The sequence below is a fragment of the Mitsuaria sp. TWR114 genome (assembly GCF_007997345.1).
The window spans coordinates 1-13,027 of sequence record NZ_VOSR01000277.1 but is presented as its reverse complement, the minus strand read 5'-3'; the positions used below and the strand labels follow the sequence as shown (position 1 = coordinate 13,027).

The 13,027-nt window shown below is 66.8% G+C and carries 11 protein-coding genes, 1 tRNA gene and 2 pseudogenes; all 14 read right to left on the bottom strand.

The window, feature by feature from the left end:
- Positions 1-1,185: NADH-quinone oxidoreductase subunit NuoG (gene nuoG, locus FUT87_RS11905; RefSeq protein ID WP_147241148.1), on the bottom strand; the 1,185-nt coding region annotated here is incomplete at its 3' end.
- Positions 1,186-1,206: 21 nt separating this feature from the next.
- A complete protein-coding gene (nuoF, locus tag FUT87_RS11900) occupies positions 1,207-2,604 on the bottom strand; it encodes an NADH-quinone oxidoreductase subunit NuoF (RefSeq protein ID WP_147241147.1) in 1,398 nt (465 codons plus the stop codon).
- Positions 2,605-2,616: 12 nt separating this feature from the next.
- Positions 2,617-3,132 (bottom strand): NAD(P)H-dependent oxidoreductase subunit E, encoded by a 516-nt coding sequence (gene nuoE / locus FUT87_RS11895; protein WP_147241146.1) that lies wholly within the window; start codon positions 3,130-3,132, stop codon positions 2,617-2,619.
- An 11-nt stretch (positions 3,133-3,143) separates the two neighbouring features.
- A complete protein-coding gene (locus FUT87_RS11890; RefSeq protein WP_147241145.1) occupies positions 3,144-4,400 on the bottom strand; it encodes an NADH-quinone oxidoreductase subunit D in 1,257 nt (418 codons plus the stop codon).
- Between the two features lie 2 nt (positions 4,401-4,402).
- Complete coding sequence (locus FUT87_RS11885; protein WP_091724280.1) at positions 4,403-4,999, bottom strand: NADH-quinone oxidoreductase subunit C; 597 nt, start codon at positions 4,997-4,999, stop codon at positions 4,403-4,405.
- Positions 5,000-5,019: 20 nt separating this feature from the next.
- Positions 5,020-5,496: an NADH-quinone oxidoreductase subunit B family protein gene (locus FUT87_RS11880; RefSeq protein ID WP_067067101.1), complete on the bottom strand. Its 477-nt coding sequence runs from the start codon at positions 5,494-5,496 to the stop codon at positions 5,020-5,022.
- Between the two features lie 173 nt (positions 5,497-5,669).
- The gene (locus FUT87_RS11875) at positions 5,670-6,029 is read right to left on the bottom strand and encodes an NADH-quinone oxidoreductase subunit A (RefSeq protein ID WP_091724279.1); all 360 of its coding nucleotides are present in this window, start codon (positions 6,027-6,029) and stop codon (positions 5,670-5,672) included.
- A 290-nt stretch (positions 6,030-6,319) separates the two neighbouring features.
- A tRNA-Leu gene (locus FUT87_RS11870) sits at positions 6,320-6,404 on the bottom strand.
- A 134-nt stretch (positions 6,405-6,538) separates the two neighbouring features.
- A complete protein-coding gene (gene secG, locus FUT87_RS11865; protein WP_091724278.1) occupies positions 6,539-6,931 on the bottom strand; it encodes a preprotein translocase subunit SecG in 393 nt (130 codons plus the stop codon).
- Between the two features lie 34 nt (positions 6,932-6,965).
- Complete coding sequence (gene tpiA / locus FUT87_RS11860) at positions 6,966-7,706, bottom strand: triose-phosphate isomerase (protein ID WP_147241144.1); 741 nt, start codon at positions 7,704-7,706, stop codon at positions 6,966-6,968.
- 48 nt (positions 7,707-7,754) lie between these two features.
- Positions 7,755-8,740: pseudogene (locus tag FUT87_RS11855) on the bottom strand (NAD(P)H-quinone oxidoreductase).
- A 43-nt stretch (positions 8,741-8,783) separates the two neighbouring features.
- On the bottom strand, positions 8,784-10,922 hold the full coding sequence (pnp, locus tag FUT87_RS11850) for a polyribonucleotide nucleotidyltransferase (RefSeq protein ID WP_147241143.1): 2,139 nt from the start codon (positions 10,920-10,922) through the stop codon (positions 8,784-8,786).
- A gap of 313 nt (positions 10,923-11,235) precedes the next feature.
- Positions 11,236-11,505, bottom strand: coding sequence for a 30S ribosomal protein S15 (rpsO, locus tag FUT87_RS11845; protein WP_091724274.1), 270 nt, complete (start codon positions 11,503-11,505; stop codon positions 11,236-11,238).
- A 243-nt stretch (positions 11,506-11,748) separates the two neighbouring features.
- Positions 11,749-13,018: pseudogene (locus FUT87_RS11840) on the bottom strand (branched-chain amino acid ABC transporter substrate-binding protein).
- Between the last annotated feature and the right edge of the window lie 9 nt (positions 13,019-13,027).

The following is a 13,027-nucleotide window of genomic DNA, read 5'->3' as shown; positions in this document are numbered from 1 at the left end:
CTGGCGCAGGCGCTGCGCGAACAGCGGATGGTCCTTGCGCAGCGACGAGCCGACGACGAAGGCGCGATCCAGCGCCGACAGCGACGCGATCGAGGTGCCCAGCCACAAGGCCTTGCCCTCGCCCGCGCGCAGCGCCGGATCGACCACGCGCAAGCGCGTGTCGATGTTCTCGCTGCCCAGGCCGCGCACCAGCTGCGCCAGCAGGTGCAGCTCTTCGACGGTGCTGTGCTCCGAGCCCAGCGCCGCGATGGACGCGCCGCCCTTTTCGGTCTTGATCTGCTTCAGGCCGTTGGCGACGTACTCGAGCGCCGTGGTCCAGTCCACCGGCTTCCATTCGCCGCCCTGCTTGAGCATCGGCGTGGTCAGGCGCTCGTCGCTGTTCAGCGCTTCATACGAGAAGCGGTCGCGGTCGGCGATCCAGCACTCGTTGACGGCCTCGTTCTCCAGCGGGACGACGCGCAGCACTTCGTTGTTCTTGACCTGGACGATCAGGTTGGCGCCGGTCGAATCGTGCGGGCTGACGCTCTTGCGGCGCGACAGCTCCCAGGTGCGGGCGCTGTAGCGGAAGGGCTTGCTCGTCAGCGCGCCGACCGGGCAGATGTCGATCATGTTGCCCGACAGCTCCGAGTCCACGGTGCGGCCGACGAAGGTCTGGATCTCGCTGTGCTCGCCGCGGTGCGCCATGCCCAGTTCCATCACGCCGGAGATCTCCTGGCCGAAGCGGACGCAGCGCGTGCAGTGGATGCAGCGGCTCATCTCCTCCATCGAGATCAACGGGCCCACGTTCTTGTGGAACACCACGCGCTTCTCTTCGGTGTAGCGCGAGGAGCCCGCGCCGTAACCGACGGCCAGATCCTGCAACTGGCATTCGCCGCCCTGGTCGCAGATCGGGCAGTCCAGCGGGTGATTGATCAGCAGGAACTCCATCACGCCCTGCTGGGCCTTGATGGCTTTCTCGCTCTTGGTGCGCACGATCATGCCCTGCGTGACCGGGGTCGCGCAGGCGGGCAGCGGCTTGGGCGCCTTCTCCACGTCGACCAGGCACATGCGACAGTTGGCCGCGATGCTCAGCTTCTTGTGGTAGCAGAAGTGCGGGATGTAGGTCCCGGCCTTCTCGGCGGCATGCATCACCATGCTGCCTTCGGGCACTTCGACCTTCTGGCCGTCGAGTTCGATTTCAACCATAGTTCTTCTCAGCGGCTCCGATCAGGCGTGCGCCGGCGACTTCGCCGTGGCGGACGGGGACGACGCGGCGGGCGCCTTGTTCTGCTGGGCCTGTTCGATCATCGCGATGAACTCGCCCTTGAAGTGCTTGAGCATCGCGCGCACCGGCATCGCGGCGGCATCGCCCAGCGCGCAGATGGTGCGGCCCTGGATGTTGTCGGCCACGGAGTTCAGCAGGTCGATGTCCTCGACGCGGCCCTTGCCGTGGGCGATGCGCTCGATCACGCGGTGCATCCAGCCCGTGCCCTCGCGGCAGGGGGTGCACTGGCCGCAGGACTCGTGCGCGTAGAAGTAGGACAGGCGCAGCAGGCTGTTGACCATGCAGCGGGTCTCGTCCATCACGATGACGGCGCCCGAGCCCAGCATCGAGCCGGCCTTGGCGATGGAGTCATAGTCCATCGTGCACTGCATCATGATGTCGGCCGGCAGCACCGGGGCCGACGAGCCGCCTGGGATCACCGCCTTGAGCTTGCGGCCGCCACGCATGCCGCCGGCGAGCTCGAGCAGCTTCTCGAACGAGGTGCCCAGCGGGATCTCGTAGTTGCCCGGACGCTCGACGTCGCCCGAGATCGAGAAGATCTTGGTGCCGCCATTGTTGGGCTTGCCCACTTCGAGATAGGCCTGGCCGCCGTTGCGGATGATCCAGGGGACCGCGGCGAAGGTCTCGGTGTTGTTGATCGTCGTGGGCTTGCCATACAGGCCGAACGAGGCCGGGAACGGCGGCTTGAAGCGCGGCTGGCCCTTCTTGCCTTCCAGCGATTCCAGCAGCGCGGTTTCCTCGCCGCAGATGTAGGCGCCGAAGCCGTGGTGCGCGTGCAGCTGGAAGCTGAAGTTGCTGCCCAGGATGTTGTCGCCCAGCAGGCCGGCCGCGCGGGCCTCTTCCAGGGCCGCCTCGAAGCGCTCGTAGACCTCGAAGATCTCGCCGTGGATGTAGTTGTAGCCGACCTTGATCCCCATCGCGTACGCCGCGATCGCCATCCCTTCGATGACGATGTGCGGGTTGTACATGAGGATGTCGCGGTCCTTGCAGGTGCCCGGCTCGCCTTCGTCGCTGTTGCAGACGAGGTACTTCGCGCCCGGGAATTGGCGCGGCATGAAGCTCCACTTCAGGCCGGTCGGGAAGCCGGCGCCGCCGCGGCCGCGCAGGCCCGAGGCCTTCACTTCGGCGATGACCTGGTCGGCGGTCATGCCCTGCCCTTCGCCCTGGGCCAGGATCTTGCGCAGCGCCTGGTAGCCGCCGCGCGCTTCATAGTCCTTCAGCGACCAGTTCTTGCCATCGAGGCCCGCGTAGATCTGCGGGGTGATGTTGCGGTCGTGGAAGCAGGTTTCCTTGCCGGTGGCCTGCCACTTCGAGAGGTCGATGTTCGCGATGTTGGTCATCGTCCAGGTCCCTCAGTTCTTGTTGGCCGCGTGGTGGGCTCTGAGCGCGTCCACCAGCTCGTCCAGCCGTTCGGCGCTCATGAAGCTCAGCATCTGGCGGTCGTTGACCAGCATCACCGGCGAGTCGGCGCAGGCGCCCAGGCACTCGCTCTGCTGCACGGTGAAGACGCCGTCGGCGGTCGTGCCGCCGGCCTCGACGCCCAGCTTCGTGCACAGGTGGTCCAGCGCCTTCTGGCCGTCGCGCAGCTGGCACGGAAGATTCGTGCAGACGTTGAGCTTGAACGCGCCCAGCTTGCGCTGGTTGTACATGTTGTAGAAGGTCGTGACCTCGTAGACGGCGATCGCCGGCATGCCGAGGTAGTCGGCGATCGCGTCCTCGGCCTCGCGGGACACGTAGCCCTGCTCCTGCTGGACGATCGACAGGCAGGCCATCACGGCCGATTGCGCCTGTTCCGCCGGGTACTTGGCGACTTCGCGCGCGAAGCGCGACTTGGTCGCGTCGCTCAAGACAAATTCAGTGCTGCTCATCGCTTCACCACTCAACGGTCAATTTCACCGAACACGATGTCCATCGTGCCGATCACGGCCACGGCGTCGGCAATCATGTGGCCCCGGGCCATCTCGTCCAGCGCGGCCAGGTGCGAATAGCCCGGCGCGCGGATCTTCAGCCGGTACGGCTTGTTGGCGCCGTCGCTGACGATGTAGATGCCGAACTCGCCCTTCGGATGCTCGACCGAGGCGTAGGCCTCGCCCTCGGGGACGCGGAAGCCTTCGGTGAACAGCTTGAAGTGGTGGATCAGCTCTTCCATGCTGGTCTTCATCGCCACGCGCGACGGGGGCGCCACCTTGTGGTTGTCGGTGATGACCGGACCCGGATTGGCCTTGAGCCACTTCACGCACTGCTGCACGATGCGGTTGGACTGGCGCATCTCCTCGACCCGCACGCAGTAGCGGTCGTAGGTGTCGCCGTTGGTGCCGACCGGGATGTCGAAGTCCATGCGGCCGTACACGTCGTAGGGCTGGGTCTTGCGGGTGTCCCAGGCGATGCCCGAGCCACGCAGCATCGGGCCGGTCAGGCCCAGGTTCAGCGCGCGCTCCGGCGACACGACGCCGATGCCCACCGTGCGCTGCTTCCAGATGCGGTTGTCGGTCAACAGCGTCTCGTAGTCGTCGACGTTGGCCGGGAAGCGGTTGCAGAAGTCCTCGATGAAATCGAGCAGCGAGCCCTGGCGGTTCTCGTTGAGCTTGTCGATCGCCTTCTGGTTCTTGATCTTGCTGACCTTGTACTGCGGCATCGAATCCGGCAGATCGCGGTACACGCCACCCGGACGGAAGTAGGCCGCGTGCATGCGCGCACCCGACACCGCCTCGTACATGTCGAAGATGTCCTCACGCTCGCGGAAGCAGTAGATGAGGATGTTCATCGCGCCGCAGTCGATGCCGTGCGCGCCCAGCCAGAGCAGGTGGTTCAGGATGCGGGTGAGCTCCGCGAACATCACGCGGATGTACTGCGCGCGCTCGGGGACCTCCAGGCCCAGCATCTTCTCGATGGCCAGGCAGTAGGCATGCTCGTTGGCCATCATCGACACGTAGTCGAGGCGGTCCATGTAGGGCAGCGACTGGATGAAGGTCTTGGACTCGGCCAGCTTCTCGGTGGCGCGGTGCAGCAGGCCGATGTGCGGGTCGGCGCGTTGGATCACTTCACCGTCCAGCTCGAGCACCAGGCGCAGCACGCCGTGGGCGGCCGGGTGCTGGGGGCCGAAGTTCAGGGTGTAGTTCTTGATTTCGGCTGGCATGCTCACAGGCCCCCGTAGTTGTCTTCGCGAATCACGCGCGGGGTGATCTCGCGCGGCTCGATCGTGACCGGCTGGTAGATCACGCGCTTCTGCTCGGGGTCGTAGCGCATCTCGACATGGCCCGTCACCGGGAAGTCCTTGCGCATCGGGTGGCCGATGAAACCGTAGTCCGTGAGGATGCGGCGCAGGTCCTCGTGGCCCTCGAAGATGATCCCGTACAGGTCGAAGGCCTCGCGTTCGAACCAGTTGGCGGCGTTCCAGATCGGCGTCACCGCGGCCACCGACGGGAAATCGTCGTCAGGCGCGAAGACCTTGACGCGCAGGCGCCAGTTCTTGTTGATCGACAGCAGGTGCGAAACCACCGCGAAGCGCGCGCCGTCGTAGGCGCCGTCCTTGTAGGCCGAGTAGTCCACGCCGCACAGGTCGATCAGTTGCTCGAAGCGCAGCTCCGAGTGATCGCGCAGCAGCTTGGCGACGTTGAAGTAGTCCTTGGCCGCGACGGTGATCGTGATTTCGCCCAGCTCGCGCTTGAGCGCGACGATCTGCTCGCCGAGCACGGATTGCAGCGCCGCCTGCAGGGTGTCGAGTTTCATGGTCATGGGAATCAGCCTGCTTCTGCTCAGCGAGCGATGGTGTTCTCGCGACGGATCTTGGCCTGCAGCTGCAGGATGCCGTAGAGCAGCGCCTCGGCGGTCGGCGGACAGCCCGGGACATAGACGTCGACCGGGACGATGCGGTCACAGCCCCGCACCACCGAATAGCTGTAGTGGTAGTAGCCGCCGCCGTTGGCGCAGCTGCCCATGGACAGCACCCAGCGCGGCTCGGCCATCTGGTCGTAGACCTTGCGCAGGGCGGGCGCCATCTTGTTGCACAGCGTGCCGGCCACGATCATCAGGTCGGACTGGCGCGGGCTCGGACGGAACAGCATGCCGAAGCGGTCGATGTCGTAGCGCGCGGCGCCCGCGTGCATCATCTCGACCGCGCAGCAGGCGAGACCGAAGGTCATCGGCCACAACGAGCCGGTCTTGGACCAGTTCACCAGCTTGTCCAGCTGGGTGGTCATGAAGCCTTCCTTCAATACGCCTTCGTTACCCATATCGAATTTCCAATCTTTCGAGATCAGCGGAGAAGGACCTTCGAGCGCGCGACCGTCGCCTTGACGCCGCGTTGACGCGTTGCCCTTCCCTAACGGACACGCGCCCGAAACGGGCGCTGTGTCCTGATGCGTTCGCGGGCCCGGCGCGTCGCCGCGGGCCCGCGGTCGGGTCGTCACTCCCAGTCGAGCGCGCCCTTCTTCCATTCGTAGGCGAAGCCCACGACCAGGATGCCCAGGAAGATCATCATCGCCCAGAAGCCTTCCGGACCGATCTCGCGCAGCGAGACCGCCCAGGGGAACAGGAAGGCGATTTCCAGGTCGAAGAGGATGAAGAGGATGGCGACGAGGTAGTAGCGCACGTCGAATTTCATGCGCGCGTCCTCGAAGGCCTCGAAGCCGCATTCGTAGGGGCTGTTCTTTGCCGCGTCAGGGCGACGCGGACCCGCCAGGAAGCCCAGCACTTGCGGGGCGATACCCACTCCGCAACCGACCAGGATGAAAAGGATGACGGGCAGGTATTGTTCCAGGCTCACGGCTTGCTCTCGTTTTGATGCCGGGATCGAGATACTGCCGCAGTGGGCGGCAATTCCAATTCCCAACGTGTCACCGAAGATTGGCGGGCCAGGGCCGACCAACGATTCGGCAAAAGCAACGGGCGCGCCGCCAGCGATTATCCAATCGCTCACGGACCGCGCCCGCCTAGGACTCCGGAAATTCGCACACGCCTGTCGCGTGGAGATTCCCCCGAATCCTTCAACCTGCTTGATCTGCTTCGATCCGGCTTTCCGGCTAGATCACGAAGACCATGGCAGGCCGATTTATCTGGTGCCGACGGCGAGACTCGAACTCGCACAGCTTTCGCCACTACCCCCTCAAGATAGCGTGTCTACCAATTTCACCACGTCGGCTGGTTGTCACCCTTCAGTGACTTTGTCTTGACGGCTCGCGTTTCAGACAGCCTCGAATTCTATAGCGCTTTCTGAGCGACAAAAAGAAACCGAAGCAATTTTGTCGAGGAGCTTGCGCTTGCCGCCCATCTCTGTCAGTTCGAGGCGCCCGAGGCCGCCGCCGAAGGCGCGGCCTGAGGAGCGATCGACGCACCGGGCAGCGCCGCGGCCGATGCCGGGGAGGCCGGCGTGGCGGCACGTTCCAGCAGCTGCTCGCCCGCCGTCGGGCCGGCACCGATGCCGCCCTCGCGATGGCTGCCCATGTAGGCCAGCGCCAGCGTCGCCACGAAGAAGATCGTTGCCGCGACCGCGGTCGAGCGCGACAGGAAGTTGGCGCTGCCGGTCGCGCCGAACAGCGAGCCCGAGGCCCCGCTGCCGAACGAGGCCCCCATGTCGGCACCCTTGCCGTGCTGGACCAGCACCAGGCCGATCATCGCCAGTGCCGCGATCAGCTGTACCACCAGCACCAGGTTCATCATCACTTGCATTGCTTCTTTCTCCAGGAACCTTGAACGCCGGACTTCAGCCGGCGGCGCGGCAGATCGCCGCGAAATCGGCCGCCTTCAGCGCGGCGCCTCCAATGAGGCCGCCATCGATGTCGGGCTGCGCAAACAGTTGGACGGCGTTGTCGGGCTTGACGCTGCCGCCGTACAGGATCTGCATCTGATCGGCCTTCTGCGTGGCCGCGCGCAACTGCTGGCGCAGCAGCGCATGGACCTGCTGGGCCTGCTCCGGCGTGGCCGTCAGGCCGGTACCGATCGCCCACACCGGCTCGTAGGCCACGACGATCTCGCCGATGCAGTGCGTCAGCGTGTGGATCACCGCCGCCAGCTGGCGCTTGACGACCTCTTCCGTCTTGCCACCCTCGCGCTCGGCCAGCGTCTCGCCGACGCAGACGATCGGCGTGACGCCATGCGCCAGCGCCGCCTTGGCCTTGTCGGCGACCAGCTGGTCGCTCTCCGCGTGGTAGGCACGGCGCTCCGAGTGCCCCACGATCGCGAAACGGCAGCCGATGTCCGCCAGCATCGCCGAGGACACCTCGCCGGTGTAGGCGCCCTGCTCGTGCGTGGACACGTCCTGCGCACCGTAGGCCATCTGCGTGCCGGTCAGCGCCAGCGCCGTCTCCGTGATGTACGGGAAAGGCACGCACACGGCCACCTGGGCGTTCCACGGACCCGCTTCCTTGAGGCCCGCCAGCAGCACGGCGTTCGACGCACGGGTGCCATGCATCTTCCAGTTGCCGACCACCAGTTTCTTGCGCATCAGATCAACTCCCTTGAAACCGAAAAATCCCGCGAGCGCGCTGGATGCTCACCAACTCAGCACGATCTTGCCGACGTGCTCGCCCGATTCCATCAGCGCGTGAGCCGCGGCCGCCTCGGACGCCGGCAACTGCCTGAAGATCACCGGCGCGATGGCACGGGACTCGAGCAGCGGCCAGACCCGCTCGCGCAGCGCGCGGGCGATGCCGGCCTTGAATGCGATCGGGCGCGGACGCAGCGTCGAGCCGGTGATCGTCAGACGGCGACGCAGGACTTGGCCCGCGTCGAACTCCGCCTTCACGCCGCCCTGCACCGCGATGATCACGGCGCGGCCGTCATCCGCCAGGCACTGCACGTTGCGCGCGACATAGCTGCCGGCCACCATGTCCAGGATCACGTCGACGCCGCGACCGCCGGTCGCCGCGTTCACCACCTCGACGAAGTCCTGCTCGCGATAGTTGATCGCGACGTCGGCGCCCAGCGCCTGGCAGGCCTTGGCCTTGTCCGCAGTGCCGACGGTGACCAGCACCGTCGAGCCCAGCGCCTTCGCGATCTGGATCGCGGTGACGCCGATGCCCGAACTGCCGCCATGCACCAGCAGGCTTTCGCCGGGCTGCAGGCGGGCGCGCTCGAAGACGTTGCTCCAGACGGTGAAGAAGGTCTCCGGCAGGCTGGCGCCTCGGCCATGCTCCAGCCCTTGGGGACCGGCAGGCACTGGACCACCGGCGCCACGCACAGCTCGGCATAGCCGCCGCCCGCGACCAGCGCACAGACCGCGTCGCCCACCTTCAGGCCAGCTTCGGCCAGCGCCTGCGCATCCCCCGCCTCGACAACACCCGCGACCTCCAGGCCCGGCAGATCGCTGGCACCCGCCGGCGGCGGATACGCGCCCTTGCGCTGCAGCACATCCGGACGGTTGATGCCGTAGGCCTGCACGCGGATCAGGCACTCGCCGACCCCAGCGACGGGGTCGGCGCGCTCGATCAGCTGCAGGACCTCCGGTCCGCCAGGCTGCGTGATGGCAATGGCCTTCATGGCAGGTCGGGTCGCGGTGTATCGAAGCCGGAAGCCGGGCCGATTACTCGGCCGAGCCTTCGCCGTGAGCCGGAGCGACCGGCGCCGCGTCGCGGTCCAGCAGCGCCTTCATCGACAGCTTGATGCGGCCCTTCTCGTCGGTCTCCAGGACCTTGACCTTGACGATCTGGCCTTCGCTCAGGAAGTCGGTGACCTTCTCCACGCGCTGGTGGGCGATCTGGCTGATGTGCAGCAGACCGTCCTTGCCCGGCAGGATGTTGATCAGCGCGCCGAAGTCCAGGATCTTGGTGACCGGGCCTTCGTAGACCTTGCCGATCTCCGCTTCGGCGGTGATCTGCTCGATGCGCTTCTTGGCCAGCTCGGCCTTGTCGCCGTCGGTCGACGCGATGGTGATGGTACCGTCCTCGGCGATGTCGATCTGCGTGCCGGTCTCTTCGGTCAGCGCGCGGATGGTCGCGCCGCCCTTGCCGATCACGTCACGGATCTTCTCCGGATTGATCTTCATCGTGTACAGGCGGGGCGCGAACTGCGAGATCTCGGCGTTGGCCGATCCCATCGCGTCGACCATCTTCTCCAGGATGTGCAGACGCGCTTCCTTGGCCTGCGCCAGGGCGACCTGCATGATCTCCTTGGTGATGCCCTGGATCTTGATGTCCATCTGCAGCGCGGTGATGCCCGAGGTCGTGCCGGCCACCTTGAAGTCCATGTCGCCCAGGTGGTCCTCATCGCCCAGGATGTCGGTCAGCACGGCGAAGCGGTTGCCGTCCTTGATCAGGCCCATGGCGATGCCGGCGACGTGCGCCTTCAGCGGCACGCCGGCGTCCAGCAGCGACAGGCAGCCGCCGCAGACCGAGGCCATCGACGACGAACCGTTGGACTCGGTGATCTCCGAGACCACGCGGATCGAGTACGGGAAGTCTTCCTTGCTCGGCAGCACCGCGACCAGCGCGCGCTTGGCCAGGCGGCCGTGGCCGATTTCGCGGCGCTTGGGGCTGCCCACGCGGCCCGTTTCGCCGGTGGCGAACGGGGGCATGTTGTAGTGCAGCATGAAGCGCTCGGAGTACTCGCCGGCCAGCGCGTCGATGACTTGCGCGTCGCGGTCGGTGCCCAGCGTCGCGGCGACCAGCGCCTGCGTCTCGCCGCGGGTGAACAGCGCCGAGCCGTGAGCGCGCGGCAGCACGCTGTTGCGGATCTCGATGGCGCGGACGGTGCGGGTGTCGCGGCCGTCGATGCGCGGCTCGCCGGCCAGGATCTGGCCGCGCACGATGCGGGCTTCGATCTCGAACAGCAGGCCGTCGACTTCCACGCCGTCGAAGGCGACGCCTTCCGCGGTCAGGGCGTCCTTGACCTTGGCGTAGGCGCTGCGGCAGGCCTCGGTGCGGGCCTGCTTGGAGCGGATCTGGTAGGCGGCGCGCAACTCTTCCTCGGCCAGCGCGGTGACCTTGGCGATGAAGCCCTCGTCCTTGGCCGGGGCGGTCCAGTTCCAGGACGGCTTGCCGGCTTCGCGGACCAGCTCGTTGATCGCGGCGATCGCGATCTTGCCCTGGTCGTGGCCGTAGGTGACGGCGCCCAGCATGATGTCTTCGCTCAGCTGGTCGGCTTCCGATTCGACCATCAGCACGGCGGCTTCGGTGCCGGCGACCACCAGGTCCAGCTTCGAGTCGATCAGCTGGGTCTTGCCCGGGTTCAGCACGTACTCGCCGTTGACATAGCCCACGCGCGCGGCGCCGATCGGGCCGTTGAACGGGATGCCCGAGATCGCCAGCGCGGCGCTGGTGGCGATCATCGCGGCGATGTCGGCCTGGACTTCCGGGTTCAGCGAGACGGTGTGGATGACAACCTGGACTTCGTTGAAGAAGCCTTCAGGGAACAGCGGGCGGATCGGGCGGTCGATCAGGCGCGAGGTCAGGGTCTCGAGCTCGCTCGGACGGCCTTCACGCTTGAAGAAGCTGCCGGGGATCTTGCCGGCGGCGTAGGTCTTCTCGATGTAGTCGACGGTCAGCGGGAAGAAGTCCTGGCCAGCCTTGGGGGCCGACTTGGCGACGACGGTCGCCAGGACCACGGTGTCCTCGATGTTCACCAGGACGGCGCCGCTGGATTGACGGGCGATCTCGCCGGTCTCCATCACGACTTGATGCTGGCCCCATTGGAAGGTCTTGGTGACCTTGTTGAACATGCTCATTCGAGTTCTCCTCAGTTCAGGGATGCGCCGCTCGCGGTGCGGCGCGGAACCGGGAGTGAAGCTGGGTTTGGCGGGATGCCATTCCAGAGCGCCTGCTTGCCCGGCCCCTGCCGGCAAGCGCATTGGAATGACACAGCAGCGCCACGTCAGCCCGACTCCATCGTCTTCTCAGGCGGCCTGCCCTGCGGGCGGGCGGCCTGACCGGCGACTGGACCGGCGGCGGGCCGTCCGGAACGCTCCGGCAGCGGCTCGCAGAAACGACAAAGAGCCTGTTGGAATCGGACCAATCAGGCTCTTTGCATGCACGCGCGACTTACTTGCGCAGACCCAGCTTCTGGATCAGGGCGGTGTAGCGGTCAGCGTCCTTGTTCTTCAGGTAGGCCAGCAGGCTCTTGCGCTGGTTGACCATCTTCAGCAGGCCGCGGCGGCCGTGGTGGTCCTTGGCGTGCAGCTTGAAGTGGGGGGTCAGCTCGTTGATGCGAGCGGTCAGCAGGGCGACCTGGACTTCGGGGGAGCCCGTGTCGTTGGCGCTGCGGGCGTTGGCCTTGACGATGTCGGCCTTGTTCAGATCGGCGATGGACATGATGCGTTCCTTGTTCCGGAATGGTTCGGAAGGTCCGCCGGGCATGGCCGATGAAGGCTGCGAGTGCGCTGACGGTTTCCGAGGATTGACTTGCGGTCACAGGTGAAACCGACCCGTGCCGTGCTGGCTGTTTCCCTGGACGGGCCAGGCAAAACAGCGCGCAGTATATACGAATCGGGCATCGAATCGGCGCTCGCCCAGAGCCGACGGCCCTGGCGCCCCGCCCGGCCGCGGCGGCGGCGATCAGTCCGGGCGGCGCATCCGGCAGTTCGAAGGCTGCGCCGCCTGCGACGCATCCAGGTAGCGCAGGGTGCGGAAGCCGTAGCCCGATCCCTCGTTGTCGTGCGGCACGCCGGCCTCCCCGGCGCGGCGCATCACGCTGACGTACAGCGGCTGCTGGAGCTGGTGATCGGCCGCCCGCATCACGCCCTCGTGGGCGATGCCCAGCGGCCGGCCATCGAGCTTCAGCCCCTCGAGCGCCGTCGCCACCGCCTGGGGCGACATCGTGCCGGCCCGCTCCATCGCGGCGACCAGCATCTCCACCATCAGCTGCATGCGGGCATGCAGGTAGTCGTGCTCCGGCTTCGGGAAGCGCTGGCGGAAGGCGGCATAGAAGCGCTCCGCGTCGGGGGTGCCGACATTGGGATGCCATTCGGCCACGGCCAGCACCCGGTCGACGCCCGCCTCGCCGAGCACGCCCGGCACGCCCAGCGCATTGCCGTAGAAGGTGTGGAAACGCGCCGTCAGGCCGATGTCCTTGGCCGCCTTGATCAGCAGCGTCAGGTCGTTGCCCCAGTTGCCGGTCAGCACCGCCTGGGCGCCACTGGCGCGGATCTTGGTCGCGTAGGGCAGGAAGTCCTTCACGCGGCCCAGCGGATGCAGCTCGTCGCCGACGATGCGCAGGTCGGGCCGGCGCCGGGCGAGCATCGCCCTCGCCTGCTCGCGCAGGTGCTGGCCGAAGCTGTAGTCCTGGTTGATCAGGTAGATCGTCTTCAGCGCCGGGTCCTGGGCGATCACCTCGACCAGCGCGGCCAGCCGCATGTCGGTGTGGGCGTCGAAGCGGAAATGCCAGAAGCTGCACTGCGCGCCAGTCAACGCGGGATCGACGGCAGCGTAGTTCAGGAACAGCGCGCGGCGCGTCGGCTCGCGCGCGTTGTGCTTCTCCAGCGCCGCGATCAGCGCGCCGGCGACCGCCGAGCTGTTGCCCTGCAGCACGACCGGGATGCCCTGGTCGGTCGCAGCGCGCAGCATGGACAGCGACTCCTCCACCGAGCCCTTGCTGTCGAAGCGCACCAGCGCCAGTCGCCGACCGCCGCCGCAGCCGCACGCCGCCGCGCGCGTTGACACGCTCGGTGGCCCAGACCAGGTTGCGGAACACCGCTTCGCCGCCGTTGCCCAGCGGACCGGACAGGCCCTCGATCAGCGCGAGCCGGATGGGCGCCGCCGGCTCGCCCTCCGGGAGCGATGACGCGGAAAACGAAGAAGCGGAAACGGCATTCGACCCGGTCGCCACGCCGGTCGC